Source organism: Streptomyces sp. NPDC003032 (assembly GCF_053591415.1).
Map to the genome: position 1 here is coordinate 129,521 of NZ_JBSFTT010000017.1, position 24,348 is coordinate 153,868.

At 71.0% G+C, this 24,348-nt stretch carries 25 protein-coding genes and 1 pseudogene; 11 read left to right on the forward strand and 15 right to left on the reverse strand.

Translation table 11 applies throughout. The annotated features are described in order from the left end of the window. The first annotated feature begins 15 nt into the window (after positions 1–15). A complete protein-coding gene (locus ACWDZ7_RS24060; RefSeq protein WP_451799636.1) occupies positions 16–843 on the forward strand; it encodes an enoyl-CoA hydratase family protein in 828 nt (275 codons plus the stop codon). Next, positions 840–3,170 (forward strand): bifunctional salicylyl-CoA 5-hydroxylase/oxidoreductase, encoded by a 2,331-nt coding sequence (locus ACWDZ7_RS24065; RefSeq protein ID WP_451799637.1) that lies wholly within the window; start codon positions 840–842, stop codon positions 3,168–3,170. The genes ACWDZ7_RS24060 and ACWDZ7_RS24065 overlap by 4 nt, the downstream gene beginning before the upstream one ends. A gap of 9 nt (positions 3,171–3,179) precedes the next feature. Here ACWDZ7_RS24065 and ACWDZ7_RS24070 read toward each other — a convergent pair whose 3' ends face one another. Further along, positions 3,180–4,004 carry a PaaX family transcriptional regulator gene (locus tag ACWDZ7_RS24070; RefSeq protein WP_451799638.1) on the reverse strand — a complete coding sequence of 275 codons (825 nt, stop codon included), beginning with the start codon at positions 4,002–4,004 and terminating at the stop codon, positions 3,180–3,182. A 4-nt stretch (positions 4,005–4,008) separates the two neighbouring features. Further along, complete coding sequence (locus ACWDZ7_RS24075) at positions 4,009–5,700, reverse strand: AMP-binding protein (RefSeq protein WP_451799639.1); 1,692 nt, start codon at positions 5,698–5,700, stop codon at positions 4,009–4,011. Positions 5,701–5,808: 108 nt separating this feature from the next. On the opposite strand from ACWDZ7_RS24075, the gene ACWDZ7_RS24080 reads away from it, so the two are divergent. From ACWDZ7_RS24080 to ACWDZ7_RS24090, 3 genes are all read left to right on the forward strand, one after another. After that, entirely contained in the window at positions 5,809–6,969 is a 1,161-nt protein-coding gene (locus ACWDZ7_RS24080) for an acyl-CoA dehydrogenase family protein (RefSeq protein WP_451799640.1), read from the forward strand. Positions 6,970–7,088: 119 nt separating this feature from the next. Beyond that, positions 7,089–7,487: a RidA family protein gene (locus tag ACWDZ7_RS24085; protein ID WP_451799641.1), complete on the forward strand. Its 399-nt coding sequence runs from the start codon at positions 7,089–7,091 to the stop codon at positions 7,485–7,487. 128 nt (positions 7,488–7,615) lie between these two features. Further along, positions 7,616–8,374: a hypothetical protein gene (locus tag ACWDZ7_RS24090; RefSeq protein WP_451799643.1), complete on the forward strand. Its 759-nt coding sequence runs from the start codon at positions 7,616–7,618 to the stop codon at positions 8,372–8,374. A gap of 91 nt (positions 8,375–8,465) precedes the next feature. Here ACWDZ7_RS24090 and ACWDZ7_RS24095 read toward each other — a convergent pair whose 3' ends face one another. The 3 genes and pseudogenes from ACWDZ7_RS24095 to ACWDZ7_RS24105 form a co-directional block, all read right to left on the reverse strand. After that, positions 8,466–9,995 carry a helix-turn-helix domain-containing protein gene (locus ACWDZ7_RS24095; protein ID WP_451513446.1) on the reverse strand — a complete coding sequence of 510 codons (1,530 nt, stop codon included), beginning with the start codon at positions 9,993–9,995 and terminating at the stop codon, positions 8,466–8,468. 114 nt (positions 9,996–10,109) lie between these two features. After that, positions 10,110–10,526, reverse strand: coding sequence for an amidohydrolase family protein (locus tag ACWDZ7_RS24100; protein WP_451799707.1), 417 nt, complete (start codon positions 10,524–10,526; stop codon positions 10,110–10,112). A 281-nt stretch (positions 10,527–10,807) separates the two neighbouring features. Further along, positions 10,808–11,296, reverse strand: a pseudogene (locus ACWDZ7_RS24105) (amidohydrolase family protein); the annotation flags it as partial. A 65-nt stretch (positions 11,297–11,361) separates the two neighbouring features. Between ACWDZ7_RS24105 and ACWDZ7_RS24110 the strand changes: the two are divergent. Further along, entirely contained in the window at positions 11,362–11,652 is a 291-nt protein-coding gene (locus ACWDZ7_RS24110) for a substrate-binding domain-containing protein (RefSeq protein ID WP_451799709.1), read from the forward strand. On the opposite strand, the gene ACWDZ7_RS24115 is transcribed toward ACWDZ7_RS24110, so the two are convergent. Continuing rightward, the gene (locus ACWDZ7_RS24115) at positions 11,634–12,743 is read right to left on the reverse strand and encodes an oxidoreductase (protein WP_451799644.1); all 1,110 of its coding nucleotides are present in this window, start codon (positions 12,741–12,743) and stop codon (positions 11,634–11,636) included. The genes ACWDZ7_RS24110 and ACWDZ7_RS24115 overlap by 19 nt on opposite strands. A 92-nt stretch (positions 12,744–12,835) precedes the next feature. Between ACWDZ7_RS24115 and ACWDZ7_RS24120 the strand changes: the two genes are divergently transcribed. The 3 genes from ACWDZ7_RS24120 to acnA all read left to right on the forward strand — a co-directional run bounded on the left by ACWDZ7_RS24120 (position 12,836) and on the right by acnA (position 17,426). Then, positions 12,836–13,984, forward strand: coding sequence for a sigma-70 family RNA polymerase sigma factor (locus ACWDZ7_RS24120; RefSeq protein WP_451799645.1), 1,149 nt, complete (start codon positions 12,836–12,838; stop codon positions 13,982–13,984). Positions 13,985–13,994: 10 nt separating this feature from the next. After that, positions 13,995–14,486: a MarR family winged helix-turn-helix transcriptional regulator gene (locus ACWDZ7_RS24125; RefSeq protein WP_451799647.1), complete on the forward strand. Its 492-nt coding sequence runs from the start codon at positions 13,995–13,997 to the stop codon at positions 14,484–14,486. Between the two features lie 225 nt (positions 14,487–14,711). Next, positions 14,712–17,426 (forward strand): aconitate hydratase AcnA, encoded by a 2,715-nt coding sequence (gene acnA / locus ACWDZ7_RS24130; protein ID WP_451799648.1) that lies wholly within the window; start codon positions 14,712–14,714, stop codon positions 17,424–17,426. 63 nt (positions 17,427–17,489) lie between these two features. Here the strand turns inward: acnA and ACWDZ7_RS24135 are convergent, their stop codons facing one another. Together ACWDZ7_RS24135 and ACWDZ7_RS24140 are read right to left on the reverse strand one after the other, a co-directional pair. Next, complete coding sequence (locus ACWDZ7_RS24135) at positions 17,490–17,882, reverse strand: VOC family protein (RefSeq protein WP_451799650.1); 393 nt, start codon at positions 17,880–17,882, stop codon at positions 17,490–17,492. A 108-nt stretch (positions 17,883–17,990) separates the two neighbouring features. Next, on the reverse strand, positions 17,991–18,302 hold the full coding sequence (locus ACWDZ7_RS24140; protein ID WP_451799651.1) for an ArsR/SmtB family transcription factor: 312 nt from the start codon (positions 18,300–18,302) through the stop codon (positions 17,991–17,993). A gap of 128 nt (positions 18,303–18,430) precedes the next feature. On the opposite strand from ACWDZ7_RS24140, the gene ACWDZ7_RS24145 reads away from it, so the two are divergent. Then, entirely contained in the window at positions 18,431–19,858 is a 1,428-nt protein-coding gene (locus tag ACWDZ7_RS24145; RefSeq protein WP_451799653.1) for an MFS transporter, read from the forward strand. Here the strand turns inward: ACWDZ7_RS24145 and ACWDZ7_RS24150 are convergent. Both ACWDZ7_RS24150 and ACWDZ7_RS24155 read right to left on the reverse strand, forming a co-directional pair. Further along, entirely contained in the window at positions 19,839–20,093 is a 255-nt protein-coding gene (locus ACWDZ7_RS24150) for a DUF397 domain-containing protein (protein ID WP_451799654.1), read from the reverse strand. The genes ACWDZ7_RS24145 and ACWDZ7_RS24150 overlap by 20 nt on opposite strands. Next, positions 20,090–20,917, reverse strand: coding sequence for a helix-turn-helix domain-containing protein (locus tag ACWDZ7_RS24155; RefSeq protein ID WP_451799655.1), 828 nt, complete (start codon positions 20,915–20,917; stop codon positions 20,090–20,092). The genes ACWDZ7_RS24150 and ACWDZ7_RS24155 overlap by 4 nt, the downstream gene beginning before the upstream one ends. A 111-nt stretch (positions 20,918–21,028) precedes the next feature. On the opposite strand from ACWDZ7_RS24155, the gene ACWDZ7_RS24160 reads away from it, so the two are divergent. Next, positions 21,029–21,442, forward strand: a complete 414-nt coding sequence (locus ACWDZ7_RS24160) for an ATP-binding protein (protein ID WP_451799656.1) — start codon at positions 21,029–21,031, stop codon at positions 21,440–21,442. A gap of 78 nt (positions 21,443–21,520) precedes the next feature. Here the strand turns inward: ACWDZ7_RS24160 and ACWDZ7_RS24165 are convergent, their stop codons facing one another. From ACWDZ7_RS24165 to ACWDZ7_RS24185, 5 genes are all read right to left on the reverse strand, one after another. Continuing rightward, positions 21,521–22,024, reverse strand: a complete 504-nt coding sequence (locus tag ACWDZ7_RS24165) for an RICIN domain-containing protein (protein WP_451799657.1) — start codon at positions 22,022–22,024, stop codon at positions 21,521–21,523. 63 nt (positions 22,025–22,087) lie between these two features. Then, complete coding sequence (locus tag ACWDZ7_RS24170; RefSeq protein WP_451799659.1) at positions 22,088–22,618, reverse strand: RICIN domain-containing protein; 531 nt, start codon at positions 22,616–22,618, stop codon at positions 22,088–22,090. A 44-nt stretch (positions 22,619–22,662) separates the two neighbouring features. Then, entirely contained in the window at positions 22,663–23,154 is a 492-nt protein-coding gene (locus ACWDZ7_RS24175) for a hypothetical protein (RefSeq protein ID WP_451799660.1), read from the reverse strand. A gap of 29 nt (positions 23,155–23,183) precedes the next feature. Continuing rightward, positions 23,184–23,675, reverse strand: a complete 492-nt coding sequence (locus ACWDZ7_RS24180) for a hypothetical protein (protein WP_451799661.1) — start codon at positions 23,673–23,675, stop codon at positions 23,184–23,186. Between the two features lie 89 nt (positions 23,676–23,764). Beyond that, positions 23,765–24,211 carry a hypothetical protein gene (locus ACWDZ7_RS24185; RefSeq protein WP_451799662.1) on the reverse strand — a complete coding sequence of 149 codons (447 nt, stop codon included), beginning with the start codon at positions 24,209–24,211 and terminating at the stop codon, positions 23,765–23,767. Between the last annotated feature and the right edge of the window lie 137 nt (positions 24,212–24,348).

Below are 24,348 nucleotides of genomic sequence, written 5' to 3' on the forward strand. Positions count from 1 at the left end.
GAGGAGGCCGCACTGATGAGTCCCTTCACCGGCTCCGCGACCCGCACCCCCGACTGGCGGCATCTGCGCCTGGCCGTCGACGACGGGGTCGCCACGGTCACCCTCGCCCGCCCCGACAAGCTCAACGCACTCACCTTCGGTGCCTACGCCGACCTGCGGGACCTCCTGGCCGAGCTGTCCCGCGACAGGTCCGTACGCGCTCTCGTGCTCGGCGGCGAGGGGCGCGGCTTCTGCTCGGGCGGCGACGTCGACGAGATCATCGGCGCGACGCTCGCCATGGACACCGCCCAGCTCCTCGACTTCAACCGCATGACGGGCCAGGTCGTGCGGGCGATCAGGGAGTGCCCCTTCCCAGTGATCGCCGCCGTGCACGGGGTGGCGGCGGGCGCCGGCGCGGTGCTCGCCCTCGCCGCGGACTTCCGCGTCGCGGACCCGAGCGCCCGCTTCTCCTTCCTCTTCACCCGGGTCGGCCTCTCCGGCGGCGACATGGGGGCCGCCTACCTCCTGCCGCGCGTGGTCGGCCTCGGCCACGCCACGCGGCTGCTCATGCTGGGCGAACCGGTGCGGGCCCCCGAGGCCGAACGGATCGGGCTGATCAGCGAGTTGTCGGAGGAGGGCAAGGCCGCCGAGGCCGCCCAGACCCTGGCCCGCCGCCTCGCGGACGGCCCGGCCCTCGCGTACGCGCAGACAAAGGCGCTCCTCACCGCCGAACTGGACATGCCGCTGTCCGCCTCCATCGAACTGGACGCGTCGACGCAGGCCCTCCTCATGACCGGCGAGGACTACGCCGAGTTCCACGCGTCCTTCACGGAAAAGCGCCCACCGAAGTGGCAGGGACGGTGAGCGCGGCGACCCCGGCGACCCCGACCGGCTCCGCCGAGGCGCCCGCAGCGCACCGCATCGCCGTCATCGGTGGCGGTCCCGGCGGTCTATACGCCGCCGCGCTGCTCAAGCGGCTCGACCCCGGGCGTGAGGTGACCGTCTGGGAGCGCAATGCCCCCGATGACACGTTCGGTTTCGGTGTCGTGCTCTCCGATGAGACGCTCGGCGGCATCGAGCACGCCGACCCCGCCGTCCACGCCGCCCTCCAGGCGGAGTTCGTACGCTGGGACGACATCGACATCGTGCACCGCGACCGGCGCCACACCTCCGGCGGGCACGGCTTCGCGGCGCTCGGGCGGCGCAGGCTTCTGGAGATCCTGCACGCGCGCTGCCGCGACCTCGGCGTCGAGCTCCGCTTCCGTACCGGGGCGCCGCCCGCCGCCACGCTCGCCACGGCGTACGACCTGGTCGTCGCGGCGGACGGCGTGCACAGCCTCACCCGCGAGGCGCACGCCGACGCCTTCGGGCCGAGCGTCACGACCCACCGCTGCCGGTACATCTGGCTGGCCGCCGACTTCGCCTTCGACGCGTTCCGCTTCGAGATCGCCGAGACCGAGCACGGCGTGATGCAGCTGCACGGCTACCCCTACTCCGCGGCCGGTTCCGGCGCGTCCACCGTCATCGTCGAGATGCGCGAGGAGGTCTGGGAGGCGGCGGGCTTCGACGGCCTCGACGAGCGCGAGTCCACCGACCGCTGCGCCAAGATCTTCGCGGAGGCGCTCGGCGGCCGCCCCCTGCGCGGCAACAAATCCGCCTGGACAAACTTCCGTACGGTCGTCAACTCCCGCTGGTCACACGGCAACACGGTCCTGCTCGGCGACGCCGCGCACACCGCCCACTTCTCCATCGGCTCCGGTACGAAGCTCGCCGTGGAGGACGCGCTCGCCCTCGCCGCCTGCCTCCAGGAGCACCACGACATCCCGAGCGCCCTCCAGGCGTACGAGACGGAGCGCCGCCCCGTCGTCGAGTCCACGCAGCGGGCCGCCCGCGCCAGCCTGGAGTGGTTCGAGCGCCTGCCCGACCATCTCGACCAGCCGCCCCGCCAGTTCGCGTTCAACCTCCTGACCCGCAGCCGCCGCGTCACCCATGACAACCTCCGCCTGCGCGACGCCGGCTTCACCCGCTCCGTGGAGCGCGAGTTCGGCTGCCCGGACGGTACGCCCCCCATGTTCACGCCCTTCACCCTGCGCGGCCTCACCCTGCGCAACCGCGTCGTGGTCTCCCCGATGGACATGTACTCCGCCGTGGACGGCGTCCCCGGCGACTTCCACCTCGTCCACCTGGGCGCCAGGGCGCTCGGCGGCGCGGGCCTGGTCATGACCGAGATGGTCTGCGTCAGCGAGCGCGGCCGCATCACACCGGGCTGCGCCGGCCTCTACACCTGCGAACAGGCCGACGCCTGGCGGCGGATCACCGACTTCGCCCACACCCGGGCGCCCGGCACGGCGATCGGCGTACAGCTGGGCCACTCGGGCCGCAAGGGTTCGACGAAACTGATGTGGGAGGGCATCGACGAGCCGCTGCCCGACGGCAACTGGCCGCTCTCCGCGGCCTCCCCGCTCCCGTACAAGCCGGGCAGCCAGACCCCGCACGCACTCTCCCGGGCCGGACTGACGGAGATCCGCGAACAGTTCGTCGCCGCCGCCCGCCGCGCCGACCACGCGGACTTCGACCTCCTCGAACTGCACTGCGCCCACGGCTACTTGCTGTCGGGGTTCCTCTCGCCCCTCACCAACCACCGCACGGACGCGTACGGCGGCGCCCTGCCCTCCCGCCTGCGCTTCCCCCTGGAAGTCTTCGACGCCGTCCGCGAGGTGTGGCCGGACGGCAAGCCGATGACGGTCCGGATCTCCGCCACCGACTGGGCCGACGGCGGCACCACGGCCGACGACGCCGTCGGGATCGCCCGCGCCTTCGCCGCGCACGGCGCCGACGCCATCGACGTCTCTACGGGTCAGGTCGTCGCCGACGAACGCCCCGCGTACGGCCGCTCCTACCAGACCCCGTACGCCGACCGCATCCGCAACGAAACGGGCATCCCCGTGATCACGGTCGGCGCCATCTCCTCCTGGGACGACGTCAACTCCCTGCTCCTCGCGGGCCGTACGGACCTCTGCGCCCTCGCCCGCCCCCACCTCTACGACCCCCACTGGACCCTGCACGCGGCGGCCGAGCAGGGATACGCGGGCCCCGGCGCGACCTGGCCCCTCCAGTACCGCGCGGGCAGCCGCCGCCCCCGGACGGGACGCACGGACGCACCGAAGCCGCGGCTCTCACTCAGCGGTTGAGGCGGCCCCTCAGCTCCCGTCGGTCGGCGACACGTAACGCGCTCCGGCCTCCCGCAGCCACCCGTCAAGGCCCGCGAACACCGCGGCCGACCGCGCGCCCGGCCAGTCCCGCGGCAGGAGCGCCGCGGGCAGGCCCGGGTCGGCGTAAGGGAGTTGGCGCCAGGAGTCGAGGGCCAGGAGGTAGTCGCGGTAGGCCGCCTCGGGAGGCGGGGGAGCGTCGCCGCGGGCCTCCCAGGAGCGCAGGACCGGCTCGTGACGGTCCAGGAACGCCTCGTGCTGCTTGGCCAGGGCGGCCAGGTCCCACCAGCGGGCCACCGCCTCCGCCGTCGCGGCGAAGCCCAGATGCTCACCGCGGAACAGATCCACATACGCGGCGAGTTGGAGGCGCTCCAGGGTGTGCCTGGTCTCCTCGTACAGGTGCGCGGGGGCGATCCAGACGCCCGGCGCCGCCGTGCCGAAGCCGAGCCCCGCGAGGCGCGAGCGCAGCACATGCCGCTTGTGCCGCTCGGCCTCGGGCACGGAGAAGACGGCGAGGACCCAGCCGCCCTCGCGCGCCCCGGCCGCGCCGCCGTAGATGCGGCGGTCGCCGTCCTCCAGGAGCTGGCGCGCGTCGGGGGAGAGCGCGTACCCGGCCGCGCCCGTCTCCGTGCGCGCGGGCACGAGGAGGCCGCGCCGCTTGAGCCGCGACACCGATGAACGCACCGACGGCGCGTCGACGCCGACCGGCGCGAGGAGACGCACCAGCTCGGCCACCGGGACCGGTCCGGGCGCGGCCCGGCCGTAGGCGCCGTAGAAGGTGACGATCAGGGACCGTGGACTGTGCTGCTCGGACACGTGATCACTCTACGGTCCCCAACCCGACAGCCGCCCCCGCCGTCGGGCCTCCCGCCGTCGGGCCCCCCGCCGTCTCCCCCCGCAGCCGGAACCTCTGCAGCTTCCCCGTCGCCGTCCTCGGTAGTGCGTCCAGGAAGACGATCGCGCGCGGGCACTTGTAGGGGACCAGCTCCGTCTTCACGAAGGCGCGCAGGCGGTCCGCGTCCCGTGGTGTGCCCTCGCGTGGTACCACGTAGGCCACCACCACCTGGCCGCGCAGCTCGTCGGGGCGTCCTACGACCGCCGTCTCGGCGACGTCCGGATGGCGTAGCAGCGCCTCTTCCACCTCGGGGCCCGCGATGTTGTAACCGGCCGAGATGATCATGTCGTCCGCGCGCGCCACGTAGCGGAAGTAGCCGTCGGCGTCGCGGATGTACGTGTCGCCGGTGAGATTCCAGCCGTGACGTACGTACTGGAGCTGGCGTTCGTCGGCGAGGTAGCGGCAGCCGACCGGTCCGCGCACCGCGAGCAGCCCCGGCTCGCCGTCCGGCACCGGCGCCCCGGAACCGTCCACCACGCGCGCGTGCCACCCCGGTACGGGGCGGCCCGTCGTGCCCGGCCGGATCGCGTCGTCGGCGGCGGAGATGAAGATGTGCAGCAGCTCCGTCGCGCCGATGCCGTTGATGACGCGTTGCCCGGTGCGCCGGTGCCAGGCCTGCCAGGTCGCCGCGGGCAGGTTCTCGCCGGCCGACACGCAGCGGCGCAGCGAGGAGACGTCGTACGCGTCGAGCTGCTCCAGCATCGTGCGGTACGCGGTCGGCGCGGTGAACAGCACCGTGATCCCGTGCCGTCCGATCGCGGGCAGCAGCTGCTTGGGGGCCGCCTGTTCCAGCAGCACCGACGAGGCGCCGAAGCGCAGTGGGAAGATGACGAGCCCGCCGAGCCCGAACGTGAAGCCGAGCGGGGGACTGCCCGCGAACACGTCGTCCGGGACCGGCTTGAGGATGTGCCGCGCGAAGGTGTCGGCGATGGCGAGCACATCGCGGTGGAAGTGCATGCACCCCTTGGGGCGGCCCGTCGTGCCGGACGTGAACGCGATGAGCGCGACATCGTCGGCCGCCGTGTCCACCGCCTCGTACGCGCGGCGCCCGCCCTGCCGGGCCGCGCGCGCCAGCAGGTCGTCGGGGCCCCCACCGCCGTACGTGGTGACGTTCAGCCCCGGCACACCGGCCTTGACCAGGTCGTCGACCGACCGTATGTCGCACAGCGCGTGCCGCACCTCGGCGATCTCGCACATGGTGGCGAGCTCCGGCGCGCGCTGCTCGGCGAGGACGGTCACGGCGACCGCGCCCGCCTTCATCACCGCCAGCCAACAGGCCGCGAGCCACGGCGTGGTCGGCCCGCGCAGCAGCACCCGCTGCCCCGGCCGCACATCCAGCTCGGCGCTCAGCACATGCGCGATCCGGTCGACGTGGCCGCGCAGGACGCCGTACGTCCAGGTCTCGCCGGACGCCGAGTGGAAGGCGGGCCGCTCCGGGCCCAGCCGCTCCACCGTCCGGTCCAGCAGCTGCGTGCCGCAGTTGAGGCGGGCGGGGTAGTGCAGCTCGGGGCGGTCGTGGACGAGGGCGGGCCACTGTTCGCGCGGGGGGAGACGGTCCCGGGCGAAGGTGTCGATGTGGCCGGATGGTGTCAGCCCCGGGATGCCGTTCGGTTCCATGGCGGCTCTGCCCCTTGCCTGCCGGTCGGGCGCTGTGGTGGGCTCGCCCCACGAGCGTATCGTGATGGTGACGACAGTCAACGGTGCGCGATAAAGGAGGGGTCCGGGATGGCGGCATCGACGACATTCTCGCTCGACCCGGAACAAACCGCCTGGTGCGAGGAGCTGCGCGGGCTCGCGGCGGGGCGGCTGCGGCCGTTGGCGGAGAAGGGGGAGCCGGGCCGTGTGAACCGGCCATTGGTCGAGGCGCTGGGCGAACTGGGCCTGCTGGCACGCCTCTTCGCCGACGGACACACCCCCCACCCCGGCCGGGGAACCGGCGCCCTCGATCTCTGCCTGATGCGCGAATCCCTCGCCTACGCCTGTACGGAGGCCGAGACCGCCCTCGCGCTGCAAGGCCTCGGCGCGCACCCCGTGCACGTGCACGGCACGGCCGCGCAGCGGGAGCGTTGGATGCCGCCCGTCCGCGCCGGGCGCGCGGTCGCGGCGTTCGCGCTCTCCGAGCCGGGCGCGGGGTCCGACGCGGCGGCCCTGTCCCTCGAAGCGGCACCGGACGGCCCTGATGGCTGGCGCCTCACCGGCGAGAAGTGCTGGATCTCGAACGCCCCCGAAGCCGACTTCTACACCGTCTTCGCCCGTACGTCCCCGGGCGCCGGCGCCCGGGGCGTCACCGCCTTCCTCGTCCCCGCCGACCGCGCGGGCCTGACCGGCACGCCCCTCGACATGCTCTCCCCGCACCCGATCGGCGCGCTCGCCTTCGACGGCGTACGGGTCGGCCGCGACGACGTCCTCGGCGAGACCGACCGTGGCTTCCGGGTCGCGATGACCACCCTGAACCGGTTCCGGCCGAGCGTCGGCGCGTTCGCCGTCGGGATGGCGGCGGCTGCGCTGGACGCGACCCTCGCGCACACCGCCGAACGGGACGCGTTCGGGGGCAAGTTGAAGGACCTCCAGTCGGTCGCCCACCAGGTCGCCGAGATGGCCCTGCGTACGGAGGCGGCCCGTCTGATGGTCTACGCGGCGGCTTCCGCGTACGACCGTGAAGGCGCAGGGGCCCCCGGCGTCGCGCGGCGCGCGGCGATGGCGAAGCTGCTCGCCACGGAGGCGGCGCAGTACGTGGTCGACGCGGCCGTCCAGCTGCACGGTGCGTGTGCGCTGCGGCGCGGGCATCTTCTGGAACACCTCTATCGCGAGGTGCGGGCGCCTCGGATCTATGAGGGGGCGAGTGAGGTTCAGCGCGCGATCATCGCGAAGGAGCTGTACGGGTGACCGCCGGTCGGGTGTTCTGCGGGTCGGCTGTGGCTGGTCGCGCAGTTCCCCGCGCCCCTGGGAGGGGGCGGTCGTGTCGCCCCTATCGTCTCGTCCCCCGACCGAGGAGTACCCGTCCCATGGCCCTGCACCGTGTCAACCCCGCCGAACTCTCCCCGCCCACCGGCTTCTCGCATGCCGTTGTCGGGACCGGATCCCGACTTGTCTTCCTCGCCGGGCAGACCGCTCTGGACAGTGACGGCAAGGTCGTCGGTGCGACCCTGCCCGAGCAGTTCGAGCGGGCGCTCGCCAATTTGCTCGGCGCGCTGCGCCACGCGGGCGGTACCCCCGCCGACCTCGCCCGCGTCACCGTCTACGCCACTGACGTCGCCGACTACCGGGAGCACGCCCCCGAACTGGGCGCGGTCTGGAGGAGGTTGGCGGGGCGCGACTACCCCGCGATGGCCGTGGTGGGCGCCGTCCGACTGTGGGACGATCAAGCGCTGGTGGAGCTTGACGGGGTGGCGGTCCTCGACTGACTGGGGCGCCGCGGAGGCCCTGGTGCGCGGGCCCGCCCGGCCAAGTCTCCCGCGTCGAGGCCCGGTTACGGGGTACCTGGAGACGGCCGCGGCCAACCGGGCCGCGGTCAGTCAGGAGGGGTGAACACGTGCGTGCGACCAAGGTTTCAGGTGTCATCGGGATCATGGGACTCTCGGCCGCTCTGCTGACGGGGTGCGGAGACAGCGGCGACAGCGGCGACGGCGGCGGCTCCGACAAGCCCTTCGCCAAGGACAGCGCCGACCAGATCGCGGCCAAGGCCGTCGAGGCCACCAAGCAGGCCGACTCGATGCGCCTCAAGGGCGACATGCGGCAGGCCGGCGGGAAGTCGGTGAGCGTGGACCTCGCGGTCGACCAGGAGAAGAACTGCGAGGGGACCGTCGACACGGCGGGCGCCAAGGCCGAGCTGCGCCACACGGACGCGACGCTGTATGTGCGCGGCAACGAGCAGTACTGGAAGAACTCGATGAAGAACCAGCCCGGCTCGGACAAGGTGCTCGCCAAGGTCGCCGACAAGTGGGTCAAGATGCCCGCCGACGACGCCTCGACCTCCGGCCTCTGCGACAAGCAGGGCCTGATCGCCTCGATGGACGAGGACAAGTCGACCCGCAAGGGCATGAAGAAGGGCGACACCACGTCCGTCGACGGGAAGAAGGCCATCACCCTGACGAAGAAGGCCTCCGGGGGCGAGACCCACACGCTGTACGTCGCCACGGAGGGCAAGCCGTACATCCTGCGCAGCTCCGTGAAGGGCGGCGACAAGCCCAACGAGGCGACGTTCACCGACTACAACAAGCCCGTGAGCCCGAAGGCTCCGGGCAAGGGCGACACGGTCGACCTCAAGGAACTCGCGGCCTCGGGCCAGTAGCACGCGCGGACCAGTAGCGCGCGGACCAGTAGCGCGCGCGGGTGGGGGCGTGGGCGTGGGCGTGGCGTAGAGCGCCACGCCCACCCGGAACTCAGATGTCCCGGAACGTCTCGATCTGCGCCCCCACCGAGTTCAGCCGCTCCGCCAGATCCTCGTACCCGCGATTGATCACGTACACGTTGCGCAGCACCGACGTGCCCTCCGCCGCCATCATGGCGAGCAGGACGACCACGGCGGGACGCAGCGCGGGCGGGCACATCATCTCGGCGGCGCGCCAGCGGGTCGGGCCCTCCACCAGGACCCGGTGCGGGTCCAGGAGCTGGAGGCGGCCGCCCAGGCGGTTGAGGTCCGTCAGGTAGATCGCGCGGTTGTCGTAGACCCAGTCGTGGATCAGCGTCTTGCCCTGCGCCGCCGCCGCGATGGCCGCGAAGAACGGGACGTTGTCGATGTTCAGGCCGGGGAACGGCATCGGGTGGATCTTGTCGATGGGCGCCTCCAGCTTGGAGGGGCGCACCGTGAGGTCGATGAGGCGGGTGCGGCCGTTGTCCGCCGCGTACTCCGCCGTGCGGTCGTGGTCGAGGCCCATCTCCTCCAGGACCGCCAGCTCGATCTCCAGGAACTCGATCGGCACCCGGCGCACCGTCAGCTCGGACTCCGTGACGACGGCGGCGGCGAGCAGGCTCATCGCCTCGACCGGGTCCTCGGAGGGGGAGTAGTCGACGTCGACGTCGATGGTCGGCACGCCGTGCACGGTGAGCGTCGTCGTGCCGATGCCCTCGACCTTCACGCCCAGCGCCTCCAGGAAGAAGCACAGGTCCTGGACCATGTAGTTCGACGAGGCGTTGCGGATGACGGTCGTGCCGGCGCTGCGGGCGGCGGCGAGCAGCGCGTTCTCGGTGACGGTGTCGCCGCGCTCGGTCAGCACGATGGGCCGGTCGGGGGAGACGTCCCGCGCGACCTCGGCGTGGTACAGCCCCTCGGTCGCCGCGATGTCCAGGCCGAACCGGCGCAGCGCGATCATGTGTGGCTCGATCGTGCGGGTGCCCAGGTCGCAGCCGCCCGCGTACGGCAGCTTGAAGCGGTCCATGCGGTGCAGCAGCGGGCCGAGGAACATGATGATCGAGCGGGTGCGGCGCGCCGCGTCCGCGTCGATGGCGTCCATCTCCAGCTTGGCGGGCGGCACGATCTCCAGGTCGACGCCGTCGTTGATCCAACGGGTGCGCACCCCGATGGAGTTGAGCACCTCCAGGAGGCGGTAGACCTCCTCGATGCGGGCGACGCGGCGCAGCACCGTGCGGCCCTTGTTGAGCAGGGACGCGCAGAGCAGCGCCACGCACGCGTTCTTGCTCGTCTTGACGTCGATGGAGCCGGAGAGCCGGCGTCCGCCGACCACCCGCAGGTGCATCGGCCCGGCGTAACCGAGCGACACGATCTCGCTGTCGAGCGCCTCACCGATACGGGCGATCATCTCAAGGCTGATGTTCTGATTGCCGCGCTCGATGCGGTTGACGGCGCTCTGGCTGGTGCTGAGCGCCTCGGCGAGCTGCGTCTGTGTCCAGCCCCTGTGCTGCCGGGCGTCACGGATGAGCTTGCCGATGCGTACGAGGTAGTCGTCTGCCATGCGTCGCAGGCTATCTCAGATATGAGATGAAGCGCGCGCTGGGGTGAGCCATATGAGGAGCGGCCCCACGGGTGGCCCGTTCGGGGACGCGACCGCCCTCCCGCGTAGGGGAGTTCACCCGCAGCCGCACGAACCGTGCCGCCCACCGTGCACCGACGCGTACGCCGTGGGCCGGGGCCCCGCCGCCGCCCGCGTCACTCGGGCGGCGGCCGCGCGTCCTGCCGACGACTGTGCGTCGTGCACCACTGTGCCCCCGACGAGCGTGAGGCGCACCTCGGTGGAGCTGATATCGGCCACCGGACACCGCGTCACATCGCGGTCCAGCACGACGAGATCGACCATCCTGCCCCGCTCGACAGTACCGGTGACATGGTCGGTACGGAGTTGACGCGCGGTGCCCCGGGTGTGCATGAGCAGGGACGACGTACGGCTGAGCCCTTCCTGGGCGCGGTAGAGGCCGCCCTCGCCGTCCATGCCCTCGCGGTCGATCGCGGTCCGTATCTGGTTCCAGACCTGAAGAGGGTCGACCAGCCAGTCCGAGCCACCCGCGAGCGCCGCGCGCCGCTGGACCCTGGACGCCCTGCTGCCCTACATCGGCGCCGCGCGCCACCGGTGGCTGTACCCGGCGCGCAGCCTCCAGAAGGCGCAGGGCGTACGCGTATCCGTCGAGGGAGGTGCGCACGGCGCGGTCGCCGATGGCGTGCGCGTGCATCTGCCAGCCCTCGGCGTTGGAGGCGGCGCTGAGCCGTCCGTAGTTCCGCGGCCGAGACGTACAGGTCGCCGCGGTTGTCGGTGGGTCTGCCGTCCTTGTCCAGATAGGGCTTCAGCAGCGCGGCGGTCCGCGCCGGGTACTCGATGACGCCGTCGAGGAAGACCTTCACCGTGCCGAAGCGCAGTCCGCGTACGTCCTCGAACTCCGCCCGGAGCCCTTCGGCGTACGCGAGCGCGGCCGCCGGGTCCTTCGTCGGCTCGGCGTCGACGCGCAGGGCGGGCACGATGCGCTGCGGGAGGCGGCCGGACTCGGCGAGACGCCGATACAGGTCCAGCTCGCCGCGGCCCACCACCGCTTCCATGAACGTGGTGATCCCGGACGCGGCGGCCTCGGCGAGGATTTTCGCGGCGGTGTCCGCCAACCGGGTCTCGTCCGGTTCAGGGATGTGCCGGGAGACGAGCGGCTGGGCGTCGTCCTTGAGCACGCCGGTCGGCTTGCCGTCCGCACCCTTGACGATCTTCCCGCCGACCGGGTCGGGCGTGGAAGCGGTGATGTGCGCGATGTCCAGGGCCCGCTGACTGGCCCACAGGTTGTGGCCGTCACCGCCGCGCCGACGCCGTCTACGCGGCGTACGACCCGGGCGGCCGCCAGCTGCTGGCCGCCGCGGCCCGCCACGGGCTGCGCGTCCCGGCGGACCTGCGGGTGGTGTGCGTGAGCGAGGACCCCGGTTACGCCCGTACCGCGCCGCCCGTGACGACGGTGACCCTCGACCCGGACCGCACCGCGCGTGCCGCGGTGACGCTCCTCGTCGACCTGATCGAGGGCACGGCCGCGACGGCTCCCGGCCCCGGCCCCGTCGCCGTACCGACCGAACTCCGGATACGCGCCTCGTCATCGTCCCCGTCCTCCGTACGGCTACGGGCGCGTCACCCGGCCGCCGGATAGTCGACGTACCCCTCCGCGCCTCCCTGGTAGTACGTGGCGGGGTCGCCGGCGGCCAGCTCGCGGCCCAGCGCGAACCGGCCGACCAGGTCCGGATTGGCGATGAAGTGCGTGCCGAACGACACGGCGTCGGCGACGTCCTCCTGGAGGGCGGCGTTCGCGGAGGCCTGGTCGAAGCCGTTGTTCACGATGAGGGGGCCGTCGAAGCGCCGCCGGTAGCGGGCGAACACGGAGAGGTCCGGAGTGTCGCGGCCGGGAGCCCGGAGGTCCCGCCCCCGCAGGTGCAGATAGGCCACGGGGTGGTCGTTCAGCACCGCCACCAGTTCGTCGTACTCGGCGAGCGTCGCCGCGTCGGCGGTGAAGAGCCCGCCGGTCCAGCAGGGCGAGAGGCGCACGCCCACGCCCCGGCGGCCCCAGGGCGCGGAGGCCGCGTCGACGATGTCGAGCAGCAGGCGCCGCCGCCCGGCGCGCCCGCCGCCGTAGGCGCCGGTACGGAGGTTGAGCCTGGGGTTGAGGAACTGGGCGGGGAGGAAGACGCCGAGCGCGCCGATCTCGACTCCGTCGAACCCGGCGCGCCATGCGTTCTCCGAGGCGATGCGGTACTCCTCGACCGTCTCCTCGATGTCCGCGAGGGTCATTTCGCGCGGCGTCACGGTCGCCTTGAAACCGCCCGCCGTGAACGACTTCTCGCGAGGATCGACCGCCGAGGGCCCGGCGGGCAGTTCGCCACCCAGATGATCGGGGTGCGAGGCCGCGCCGGTGTGCCAGAGCTGCTGCACGACGCGGCCGCCGAGCGCGTGTACGACATCGGTGACGCGCCGCCACCCGGCGACCTGCTCCGCGCTGTAGACGCCGGGGACGTGGGGGAAGCCGATCGCCCGCTCGCTCACCCAGGTCCCCTCGGTGACGATCAGCCCCGCCGTGGCCCGCTGCCCGTAGTAGACGGCGTGCAGCTCCGTCGGCGCGAGGGCGTCACCGGTGGCGCGGGCGCGCGTGGTGGGAGCCATCACCACTCGGTTGGGCAGACGCAGTTCTCCCAGGTCGGTGCTGGTCAGCAGGGGCTGGGCGAGAGTGGTGGGCACGGTGGTGGACATGGTGCGCGTCTCCTTCGGGCGGGGCGATGTCACGGCCTGGCCGCCGCGATCGTCGTGTGTAGGTGACGGGGAACGACAAGAAAAGGTGACCGATGGACGGGCAGCAGACAGTGGCGGGCGGGCAGCAGACAGTGGCGGATCGCCAGCAGACAGTGGCGGACGGGCAGCAGACACTGGGCGATCGCCGGCAGGTACCGGCGGGCGGGCAGCAGGCACTGGCGGGCGGGCAGCAGGCACTGGCGGGCGGGCAGCAGGCACTGGCGGGCGGGCAGCACGCACTGGCGGAACGGTTCGAGGCGCACCGGGGGCAGCTGCGCGGCGTCGCCTACCGCATGCTCGGGTCGCTCAGCGACGCCGACGACGCCGTCCAGGAGACCTGGCTGCGGCTCAGCCGCGTCGCCGACGCCGACGGGATCGAGAACCTCGCGGGCTGGCTCCGCACGGTCGTCTCCCGCCTCTGCCTGGACATGCTGCGCTCCGCCGCGGCACGCCACGAGGAGGCGGTGGGCGGCCGACTCCCGGACCTGATGGTGGCGCGACTCGCGGACGGCGGGGCCGACCCGGAGGAGGAGATCCTGCTCGCCGACTCCGTGGGCCGCGCGCTGCTGGTGGTCCTGGACACGCTGGGCCCCGACGAGCGCGTCGCCTTCGTACTGCACGACCTGTTCGCCGTGCCGTTCGCGCAGATCGCGCCCGTCGTGGAGCGCACCCCGGTCGCCACGAAGAAGCTCGCGAGCCGCGCGCGCCAGAAGGTCCGGGGCACGCCACGCCCGGCTGCCCCCGATCTCACCCGGGACCGGCTGGTCGTCGACGCCTTCCTCGCCGCCGCCCGCAGTGGCGACCTCGAAGCGCTCCTGAGGGTGCTCGCCCCGGACGTCGTACGCAGGGCGGACCTCGCCGCGCTCCCGGCGGGCCGGGCGGCGCTGATCCGCGGGGCGCGGGCCGTGGCCGAGGAGACGGTGCTCCTCCAGCGCAACGCCCGCTTCGCCGAGCCCGCGCTCCTCAACGGCACCGTCGGCCTGATCGTGGCCCCGCACGGCCGACTGCTCCTGGCCCTCCTGATCCGGGTGGAGGCCGATCGCGTCACCGCGTACGAGGTGGTAGCCGCCCCGGAGCGCCTGCGCGCGCTGCACGTATCAGTACTCCCACCAACGGCTCAGTACTCCCACCAACGGCCCGCACGGATCACGGAAGGCCCTGCCTCGGGGGCCCGTGGACTGGCGGCGCGATGGGGGATATAGCGTCGCGATCATGAGACCGCTGACCGACACCGCCACCGACCAGGCGCCGGCTGATCCGGCCGCCACCGACGACATGCTGGCCACCCAGCCCATCGGCTACTGGAGTGGCCTCGCCCACGCGGCCGTCACCCGGCATCTGCGTGACGCCATGGCCCGGATCGACGTCACGCAGCCGCAGTACTGGGTGCTCAACCTGGTGAACGGCAGACCCGCGGCGCCGAGCCGCGAGGAGGTCGTCATCCAGCTGACGCCCCTCGCGGACGGGCCGCACGAGATCGCTCGTGTCATCGACCAGCTGCTCCACCGCGGCTGGCTCCGGTTCGACGCCGGGCAGCGTCTGCGGCTCACCGACGCCGGGGAGGCCGCCAGGATGAGGCTGCGCGAGCTGGCGACCGAGGTGCGCGCCGTGGTCCACGAGGGCATCAGCGACGAGGAGTACGTGGCCACGCTCAAGGTGCTGCGCAGGATGGTCGCCAACGTCGAGGACGACGGGGACTCCTAGGTTCCGCCCTCTTCGGTCGGCCAAAGGGCGCGTCGGGCAAAGGGCGCGCCTCGTCGACACCCCGGCTCATGTACTAGAGTTATCTCGACATCGAGATATCTGCCGAGGCGCACCAGAGGCCGCCAGCTGGTAAGGGTTACCTAACTAAGTCTTACCTTAGCGGATCGACGAGGAGTCGTGGCGGCAGGATGTGCTGGAACGCGCACAAAAATGAAGGAGACTGTCGTGTCGGCGAACAGCTTCGACGCCCGCAGCACGCTGCGCGTGGGCGACGAGTCGTACGAGATCTTCAAGCTGGACAAGGTCGAGGGCTCCGCACGCCTTCCCTACAGCCTGAAGGTCCTGCTGGAGAACCTGCTCCGTACTGAGGACGGCGCGAACATCACCGCCGACCACATCCGTGCCCTCGGCGGCTGGGACTCGCAGGCCCAGCCCGCGCAGGAGATCCAGTTCACGCCGGCCCGCGTGATCATGCAGGACTTCACCGGCGTCCCGTGTGTGGTGGACCTCGCCACGATGCGTGAGGCCGTGAAGGAGCTCGGCGGCGACCCGGCGAAGATCAACCCGCTGGCCCCGGCCGAGCTGGTCATCGATCACTCCGTGATCGCCGACAAGTTCGGCACGGCGGAGGCCTTCGGCCAGAACGTCGAGCTGGAGTACGGCCGCAACAAGGAGCGCTACCAGTTCCTGCGCTGGGGCCAGACCGCCTTCGACGAGTTCAAGGTCGTCCCCCCGGGCACCGGCATCGTCCACCAGGTCAACATCGAGCACCTCGCTCGTACGGTCATGGTCCGCAATGGCCAGGCCTACCCCGACACCCTCGTCGGCACCGACTCGCACACCACGATGGTCAACGGCCTGGGCGTCCTCGGCTGGGGCGTCGGCGGCATCGAGGCCGAGGCCGCGATGCTGGGCCAGCCGGTCTCCATGCTCATCCCGCGCGTCGTCGGCTTCAAGCTGACCGGCGAGCTGAAGCCGGGCACCACCGCCACGGACCTCGTCCTCACGATCACCGAGATGCTGCGCAAGCACGGCGTCGTCGGCAAGTTCGTCGAGTTCTACGGCGAGGGCGTCTCCGCCACCTCCCTCGCGAACCGCGCCACCATCGGCAACATGTCGCCCGAGTTCGGCTCCACCGCCGCGATCTTCCCGATCGACGACGAGACGCTGAAGTACCTGCGCCTGACCGGCCGCGACGAGCAGCAGGTCGCGCTCGTCGAGGCGTACGCCAAGGAGCAGGGCCTCTGGCTCGACCCGGCCGCCGAGCCCGACTTCTCCGAGAAGCTGGAGCTGGACCTCTCCACGGTCGTCCCCTCCATCGCCGGTCCCAAGCGTCCGCAGGACCGCATCGTCCTCGCCAACGCCGCCGAGCAGTTCAAGAGCGACGTCCGCAACTACGTGGACAGCGTCGACGAGGCGGGCAAGGAGTCCTTCCCGGCCTCCGACGCCCCGGCCACCACGAACGGCGTCCCGTCGAACCCGGTCCTGGTGACCGCCCCCGACGGCTCGACGTACGAGCTGGACCACGGCGCCGTCACCGTCGCCGCGATCACCTCCTGCACCAACACCTCGAACCCGTACGTGATGGTCGCCGCCGCGCTCGTCGCGAAGAAGGCCGTCGAGAAGGGCCTGACCCGCAAGCCGTGGGTCAAGACCACCCTCGCGCCCGGCTCGAAGGTCGTCACCGACTACTTCGACAAGGCGGGGCTCACCCCCTACCTCGACAAGGTCGGCTTCAACCTCGTCGGCTACGGCTGCACCACCTGCATCGGCAACTCGGGCCCGCTGCCCGACGAGGTCTCCAAGGCCGTCAACGACCACGACCTGGCCGTGACGTCCGTCCTCTCCGGTAACCGGAACTTCGAGGGCCGCATCAACCCCGACGTCAAGATGAACTACCTGGCGTCCCCGCCGCTGGTCGTCGCGTACGCCCTCGCCGGTTCGATGAAGATCGACATCACGACCGAGGCCCTGGGCGCCGACCAGGACGGCAACCCGGTCTACCTCAAGGACATCTGGCCCTCCGAGGCCGAGGTCAACGACGTCGTCGCCAACTCCATCGGCGAGGACATGTTCAACAAGTCCTACCAGGACGTCTTCGCGGGCGACGCCCAGTGGCAGGCGCTCTCGATCCCCACCGGCAACACCTTCGAGTGGGACACCGAGTCGACGTACGTCCGCAAGCCCCCCTACTTCGAGGGCATGACGATGGAGACCACCCCGGTCTCCGACATCACGGGCGCCCGCGTCCTGGCCAAGCTGGGCGACTCGGTCACCACCGACCACATCTCCCCGGCCGGTGCGATCAAGGCCGACACCCCGGCCGGCAAGTACCTCACGGAGCACGGCGTGCAGCGCCGCGACTTCAACTCGTACGGCTCGCGCCGAGGCAACCACGAGGTCATGATTCGCGGTACGTTCGCGAACATCCGGCTGCGCAACCAGATCGCGCCGGGCACCGAGGGCGGCTTCACGCGTGACTTCACGCAGGAGGACGCGCCGGTCTCGTTCATCTACGACGCCTCGCGCAACTACATCGACCAGGGCATCCCGCTGGTCGTCCTCGCGGGCAAGGAGTACGGCTCCGGCTCGTCCCGCGACTGGGCCGCCAAGGGCACCGCGCTCCTCGGCGTCAAGGCCGTCATCGCCGAGTCGTACGAGCGCATCCACCGCTCGAACCTCATCGGCATGGGCGTCCTGCCGCTCCAGTACCCGGAGGGTCAGACCGCCTCCTCCCTCGGCCTGACCGGCGAGGAGACGTTCTCCTTCTCCGGCGTCACCGAGCTGAACAACGGCACGACCCCCCGCACGGTGAAGGTCACCACCGACACCGGCGTGGAGTTCGACGCGGTCGTCCGCATCGACACGCCCGGTGAGGCGGACTACTACCGCAACGGCGGCATCATGCAGTACGTGCTGCGCAGCCTGATCCGTAAGTAGGCCTACGGCACGCAGTAGTTGAGGGCCGCACCTCGTTTCGTACGGGGTGCGGCCCTCGTGTGTCTACTGCTGCGGCCAGCCGCCGTACGGGACCGTGATCAGTTCCATGGCGTGGTCCGCCGGGTCCAGGAAGTAGACCCCTTTGCCGCCGTCGTTGCGGTTGATCTCGCCCGGGTGCTTCTGGTGCGGGTCCGCCCAGTGTTCGATGCCGCGCGCCTTGATCTTCTCGTACGCGGCGTCGAACTCCGCTTCCGAGACCAGGAAGGCGTAATGCTGCGGGGTGATGTGCTCGGCGGGGACGGTGGCGAAGTCCAGGGTGACTCCGTTGCTCAGGGCCACCGCGACGAACGGGCCCCACTCCCCGGCGATCTCAAGGCCCAGCAGCTCCGCGAAGAACTCGGCGGACTCCCGGTTGTCCCGGGCGTGGACGATCGTGTGGTTCAGCTCGACTGACAAGGAATGCCTCCAACAGGCATCTCCTGACACCTCCATGCCTCACCCGGCCGGTGACCGACACGCGATGTCGCCGTGGATCCTAGGCAGAGGCGTATCGAGTTGTCGACCTCATTCCTCGGCGGCCACCAGGTCCAGCAGCCCCGGGAAGCGCTTGTTCAGGTCCTTCCTGCGCAGGACCGCCGTCCGGCTGTTGCCGTGATCGACCATTCGTAGCAGGCCCGCCTCGCGCATCACCTTGAAGTGGTGCGAGGTCGTGGACTTCGACACGGGCAACTGGAAGTAGGCGCAGGTCCGTTCGGCGTCTTCCGGCTCCCGCAGGAACCGGGCGATCACCCCGAAGCGCAGGGGGTCGGCGAGGGCGTGCAGGACCGTGCGCAGGTCCATCTCTTCCGGGAGGGGGTGTCCCTCGTCGTCCGGCATGGGGTGCCTCCTCGGCAGGCTCGGCGCAGGTTCGACTTGCATCGTACCTCGGTGGCATGCCAGGGTCGGCCCAGGTTCGATCGATTCCGAACCTTCCTTCCCCCGGAACCCAAACTGGAGCCCTACCCGTGTCGCTCAGCAAAACGGCGCCAACCAGTCCTGCCCCGGACGGAGTTGGCGGAGACCGAGCCCCCGTCCTGCCGCTCGCCGCCATCCTCCTCGCCGTCTTCGTCGTCCCCATGTCGATCTCCGGGACCGCCGTCGCCCTGCCTGGCATCGGCGCCGACACGGATGCCGGGGCGGCCCCACTCCAGTGGGTGGTGAACGCCTTCAACGTCGCCTTCGCCTGCTTCACCCTGGTCTGGGGCTCGGTCGCCGACATCGTCGGCCGGGTCAGGGCCTTCGCGGCCGGCGCCGCCGTCTACGCCGTCGCCTCGCTCGGCAGCGCCCTCGCCTCCGACGTCCTCCTGCTGGACGCGGCCCGCGCGCTCGCGGGCGTCGGCGGCGCGGCGATCTTCTCGTGCGGCTCCGCGATCCTGTCCACCGTGTACGAAGGTCCGGCGCGGGCCAAGGCGTTCGCGCTCTTCGGCACCGTCGCGGGCGTGGGTGTCGCCATCGGACCCTCGCTCTCCGGAGTGCTGCTCCAGGCCTTCAGCTGGCGCTGGGTCTTCGCCGTGCACGCGGTGGCGCTCGCCCTCGTACTCCTCGCCGTCCCGGCCATCGCGCGCTCACTCCCGGCCACGCCCCGCCCGCGCGGCGCGCGTGTCGACATACCCGGCAGCGCCGTCTTCGTCGTCGCCATGGTGCTCATGACCACCGCCATCGTGCAGGGCTCCCAGTGGGGCTGGGCCAGCGCGGGCGTCCTTTGCCTCTTTGCGGGAGCGGCCGTCGCGCTGGCGGTCTTCGCCTCCGTCGAGAAGCGCCGCGCCCACCCCATGCTGGACCTGACCCTGCTGCGGAACCGCCGCTTCCTGGCGCTGTGCCTGGTGCCCGTCGCGGGCTCGTTCGGCTTCGTCACGATGCTCACGTATCTGCCGAGCTATCTGACGGAGGTGACCGGGCGCGGCACGGCCGCCGCGGGGCTCCTGATGGTCCTGCTCACCGCGCCGATGCTGGTCCTGCCGCTGCTCGCCGCGAAGCTGGTGGCGCGTGGGATTCCCGCGCTCACCATCATCTACGTCAGCCTCGGCGCCCTCGTCGTGGGCGACGCCGCCCTCACCGTCTTCGGCCCGGACGTCTCCGTGGCCGTGATCGCACTGCCGATGATCGTCACCGGCGCGGGCATGGCACTGGCCGCCGGGCTCGTCGACGGCCAGGCCCTCGACCTCGTCGACCCCGCGAAGGCGGGCATGGCCGCGGGCTTCCTCAACACGCTGCGGCTCGGCAGCGAGGCGGTCGCGGTGGCGCTGTACGGCTCGATCCTGACCACGCTCACCGCGTCACGGTCCTACGACGCGGCGTTCCATCTGGTGCTCTGGGGGCTCGCGGGCGTCTGCCTCGTCCTCGGGCTGATCATCTTCGCCCTCCTGCGAGGGGTCAGGCCGATTCCTGAGTGAGCGACAGGAAGGCGGTCCAGGCGTCCGGGGCCACGGTGAAGTGCGGGCCTTCACGGTTCTTGGAGTCGCGGATGTGTACGGAGGTGGGGTGGGCGGCGAATTCAAGGCAGGCGCCGCCTTCGTCTCCGCTGTAGCTCGACTTACGCCAGGCGTAGGCCATTTCGAGGCAGGCGCCGCCTTCCCCGCTGCTGTAGCTGGACTTGAACCATTGAAGCGCGGTGCTGCTGCCGCTCATTGTTCTCCTAGCATTCGGTCCAACAGGTCCCGGGTGTCCTCCGCGTTGAGGGCCTGAGTTCGCAGCATCGCATACTTCTGGGTCAGGATCGCCACCTCATCCGGATCGGCGATCAGATGACTGCCGCGCTGGGTCTCGGTGTAGGCAAGCCGCTGGTGTTCGGGTGTCTCCAGCAGGATGAAGGGACCTTCGAGTCCGGCGTGAGTGGAGCGGCCCAGCGGGAGGATTTGCACGGCCAGGCCTGGCAGTTCGGCGTACTCGCGCAGGTGGCGAAGCTGCTGGGCGTGCACGTCTTTTCCGCCCAGCTGGTCGCGCAGCGCCGCCTCCCAGATCATGAAGCTGGCCATCGGCGGCTGCTTGCGGTGCAGGATCTCGCGCCGCTCGATGCGCGCCGCGACGAGCTGCTCGATCTCGTCCTCGTCGTACACCGGGACGCGGCTGCGGAAGACCGCTCGCGCGTACGCCTCCGTCTGGAGCAGGCCGGGCACCAGCAGACTCTCGTACCACGAGATCGCGATCGCCTCCCGCTCCCGATCCAGATACTCCTCGGCCCACCGGGGAATCAGGTCCACCTCCGGCATGTGCTCGACCGCCGTCGCCAACGTCCCGTTGGTTCCCAGGAGTTCGTCCAGCTGGATCGCCAGGTCCATCTTCAGGGGCCGCCGCCCCTGCTCGATGGAGGCGATGTGGTCCTCGCCCACCACGAAGTGCTCGGCCAGCGACTTCTGGGTGTACCCGGCCGCCTCCCGGTGGATGGCGAGCAGCGCGCCCACCATCCGCATCGCCGAGGCGTTCCTCCGTGACCGTCGCTTTGGGCTGTTCATGTAGTCCAACTCCCCACCTGAAGTCTCGCGTTCACGCGAAAATCTCGTACAGCACCGCCGTACGAGATAACGCACTGCTTCATGATGGGCACGGAGTGTGACTCTGGTCATGTGAACGAGGAAACTTCACCCCGGCCCACGCGTGAACGCTTCTACCGCCGTGAGCGTCAGTCCGTCCCCGCCGCCCGCGCCTTCACGCGCGCCGCGCTCGCCGACTGGGGGATCGGCGACAGGGGGGACGAGATCGCGCTCTGTGTGAGCGAGTTGGCGACCAACGCGCTGCTGCACGGCGTCCCGCCCGGCCGGGGTTTCCGGCTCTGCCTGTGCTGTATCGACGACGTACTCCGTGTGGAAGTGCACGACAGCGGCGACGGATGGCCCCGACCCGGCGGTGAGAGCAATGACACCGACGAGTCGGGGCGGGGCCTGCTGCTGGTGGCGGCGCTGGCCGACAAGTGGGGAGTCGACGAACGCGACCCCGGCAAGGTGGTCTGGTGCGAGTTCGGGGCTGAGCCTCAGCTGTAGCGGGGCCTGACACGACCGAGACCGGACACACCAGCGTGGGGGACAGGTGTGGCCGGTCGTCTGCGGGTCAGGCGGTGGTCAGGCGTTCCTCTCCACTACCTTGAAGAACTGCGTCAGGTACTGCTGGAAGGGCAGCAGGTACAGAAGCATGTTCGTGTTGGTGAGTGGGGCGACCGCCACGGAGAGGTCCTCGGCCGGGTGCAGGCTGAAGCTGCCGAACAGCCCCGACGCCTGGACGCGCCATTTCTGACCGGTGGGGTAGAGGCTCCCGGAGAGAACGACCTTCTTGTAGTTCAGGCCGGAGGCTCCGGTGGTCAGTTCCCGGCCCGAAGCGGCGTTGGTGATGGTGTAGGTGTCGTTCCCAGCAGCCGTGAAGCGCCACTGCTCGCCGGGCGTGTTGGCGTTGTCCCGGTCGTGGAACAGCCACGTGTGGCCGTTCTCCCCGCCGGCCCAGCCCTCACTGTTGAGGTGCAGCGAGGTGACCAGGTGGTCGATCCACACGTTCCGGTCCGTGGGAATGTGGAGGGACGGCTGCGGCGGGGTGGGCGGTACCGGGTCCTCGTAGGGACGGGGCTCAGGCATGGTGGGGCTCCTTTTCGTGTACCCGCTTCTCGGTGGGGTTCGGGTGGTGCGGTGACGCTCCGGTCACTCGCCTCCGCCTTCTTCGCCCCGCGAGACAGGGGCGAACATCCAGGCGTGGTAGAGGCTGGGGTGGCCGTTCCAGGCTCGGATGAGCCGGACCTCGGAGCCCATGGAGAGCCCGCCGCCGCTGAGGCCGAGGGCGTAGCCCGTGCCACGGGCGATCAGGGCGCGGACGGGAGCCTTGCCGGTGTCGCTCAGCCCGGAGACGGGAACGAGCGCCCAGTGCTGCCGGTAGTCGCCCTCGGCCCTGCTCTTGATGCGGACGTTGGCGTTGTACCCGGCCGAGTACTGCACGGTGAGGAACCGCTGGCCGCTGGTCGTGCCGATGCGGTAGAAGCCGCTGGGCAGACGGGTGATCCTCCACAGGGCGGCCGCGCCGGCGGACAGCGGGTCGATAGCCTGGATCTCGACCTCGTCCTCCTCGGTGTTGTCGTTGCCGTTGTCCGGCAGGAGGTAGCCGTTGGTCACGCTGTGGATGAGCATCGCCTCAGCAGGCAGGTTGCTCGGCGGGACGGGGGGAGTGGGTTCGGACATGACGGTTCCTTTCGTTGTTGTTGTGCAGGGCGGGTCGGTGCGGGTCAGTACAGGGACGAGAGGTGCAGCACGCGGCCGGTGCGCCGGGAGAACTTCAGCGTCTTCTTCGGGGCGCCGGTCTCGTCCTTGAGGGCCTGGTAGTCGTAGAAGCGGACGGTGCCGCCTCCCGTGCCGGTGACGGCGATGTCGACGCGGTCGAGGATCCAGTCGTCGTCGACGACGTGGGGCTCGAAGCGGATGTAGACCGGGTGACGGTCCAGGTCCGCGACCCGGAGCTGCGGGTTGCGCGGATCGTTGCCCGCGGCGTTCTCGACGTTGGCGCCCTCGCCGAGGACGAACGTGTCCGTGGTGGGCCGGCCGCCGGTGGGCGGTTCGAAGTCGTCGGCGGCGGTGTCGAGTTGGAACTCGCGGCCCCCGATGCCGAGGTAGACCCAGCCGTTGGTGCCGGCGCCGGGAGAGGTGTCGGTCTGCGTCTTCACCTCGATCCGGGTGATCAGCTGCGGCTCGTTGGGGTCGATGGGGCGGGGATTGGGCATGGCAGGGCTCCTGTTCGCGCGGCGAGGGGTCAGTAGACCGAGGCAAGGGACAGCTGGACGCCGGCGTAGGTGCCGAGCCACAGCTTCCGCTTGGGGCCGGAGTCGTCGGTGATCACCGGCGAGCGGTAGTCGTAGAAGCGCACCACGCCGCCGCCGGCGGCGGTGAGGGTCACGTTCACCCAGTCGATCTCCCAGTTGTCGTTGTCGTCGGCCGGCTGGAAGCTGAGGTAGGCCGGGTAGCGGTCCAGGTCGGAGATCTGGATCTGGGGCCTGCGCGGGTCGTTGTCGTCCGGGTTGTTGACGTTGGCACGGTCGCCGAGGACGAAGGTGTCGACGTTGGTGGGCGGGTCGGGCCGCTCGAAGTCGTCGGCCGCGGTGTCCAGCAGGAACTCGCGGCCGCCGATGCCGAGGTAGACCCAGCCGTTGGTGCCCGCGGTGGCTTCGGTGCCGGTCTGGACCTTCACCTCGATCTGCGAGATCAACTGCGGCACGGAGGGGTCGATGGGCCGGGGGTTGGGCATGGGAGTGCTCCTTGGCTCGGTTCTCCGAAGGGAGAGGGACGGGGCGCTGCCCCGGTGTCAGGGGCCGCCGGTGTCAGGGGGGCCCGTTGTCAGGGCGAGGGGGTGAGGTAGACCCGTTCGCTGAAGCGGGTCCCCATGCGCAGGGTCCGCTTCTTCCCGCCTTCGTCGGCGAGGGCCTGGTAGCTGCGGGTGTTGGCCGGGCTTCCGTCGCCGGACGTCACGGTCACGTCCACCCGCTCCAGGTGCCACATGTCGTTCTGGTCGACGGGCCGGAAACGGACGTACGGCGGGAACGCGTCCAGGAACGAGGCGCGGAGCTGCGGATCACGCGGATCGTTGCTGGCACTGTTGTGGACGTTGGCGCCCTCGCCGAGGACGAAGTTCTGCGACCCCGGTTCATGGTCGTTGCCCTGGGCCGTCTTGAGCAGGAACTCGCGGCCCGCGATGAACAGGTACACCAGGCCGTCGGTGCCGGCGTCCGTCTCCCGGACGGTCTGCACCAGCACTTCGATCTTCCTGATGTTCTCGTCGGCCATGGCTGGTCTCCTTACTGACGGGGGTTGCTCCTGCCTGCGGACATGCCGGATCAAGCCGCGACCGGGCACGCCCGGCAGGAGGGAAAGAGGGGGGATCAGGCGAAGCGCCTGAGAGAGACGGTCGTGATGGACCGTGC

Coding starts and splice junctions, on each gene's coding strand:
- ACWDZ7_RS24060 (WP_451799636.1), top strand. CDS start 16: ATGAGTCCCTTCACCGGCTCCGCGACCCGCACCCCCGACTGGCGGCAT.
- ACWDZ7_RS24075 (WP_451799639.1), bottom strand. CDS start 5,700: ATGGAACCGAACGGCATCCCGGGGCTGACACCATCCGGCCACATCGAC.
- ACWDZ7_RS24080 (WP_451799640.1), top strand. CDS start 5,809: ATGGCGGCATCGACGACATTCTCGCTCGACCCGGAACAAACCGCCTGG.
- ACWDZ7_RS24085 (WP_451799641.1), top strand. CDS start 7,089: ATGGCCCTGCACCGTGTCAACCCCGCCGAACTCTCCCCGCCCACCGGC.
- ACWDZ7_RS24095 (WP_451513446.1), bottom strand. CDS start 9,995: ATGGCAGACGACTACCTCGTACGCATCGGCAAGCTCATCCGTGACGCC.
- ACWDZ7_RS24115 (WP_451799644.1), bottom strand. CDS start 12,743: ATGTCCACCACCGTGCCCACCACTCTCGCCCAGCCCCTGCTGACCAGC.
- ACWDZ7_RS24120 (WP_451799645.1), top strand. CDS start 12,836: ATGGACGGGCAGCAGACAGTGGCGGGCGGGCAGCAGACAGTGGCGGAT.
- ACWDZ7_RS24125 (WP_451799647.1), top strand. CDS start 13,995: ATGAGACCGCTGACCGACACCGCCACCGACCAGGCGCCGGCTGATCCG.
- ACWDZ7_RS24140 (WP_451799651.1), bottom strand. CDS start 18,302: ATGCCGGACGACGAGGGACACCCCCTCCCGGAAGAGATGGACCTGCGC.
- ACWDZ7_RS24150 (WP_451799654.1), bottom strand. CDS start 20,093: ATGAGCGGCAGCAGCACCGCGCTTCAATGGTTCAAGTCCAGCTACAGC.
- ACWDZ7_RS24155 (WP_451799655.1), bottom strand. CDS start 20,917: ATGAACAGCCCAAAGCGACGGTCACGGAGGAACGCCTCGGCGATGCGG.
- ACWDZ7_RS24165 (WP_451799657.1), bottom strand. CDS start 22,024: ATGCCTGAGCCCCGTCCCTACGAGGACCCGGTACCGCCCACCCCGCCG.
- ACWDZ7_RS24170 (WP_451799659.1), bottom strand. CDS start 22,618: ATGTCCGAACCCACTCCCCCCGTCCCGCCGAGCAACCTGCCTGCTGAG.
- ACWDZ7_RS24175 (WP_451799660.1), bottom strand. CDS start 23,154: ATGCCCAATCCCCGCCCCATCGACCCCAACGAGCCGCAGCTGATCACC.
- ACWDZ7_RS24180 (WP_451799661.1), bottom strand. CDS start 23,675: ATGCCCAACCCCCGGCCCATCGACCCCTCCGTGCCGCAGTTGATCTCG.
- ACWDZ7_RS24185 (WP_451799662.1), bottom strand. CDS start 24,211: ATGGCCGACGAGAACATCAGGAAGATCGAAGTGCTGGTGCAGACCGTC.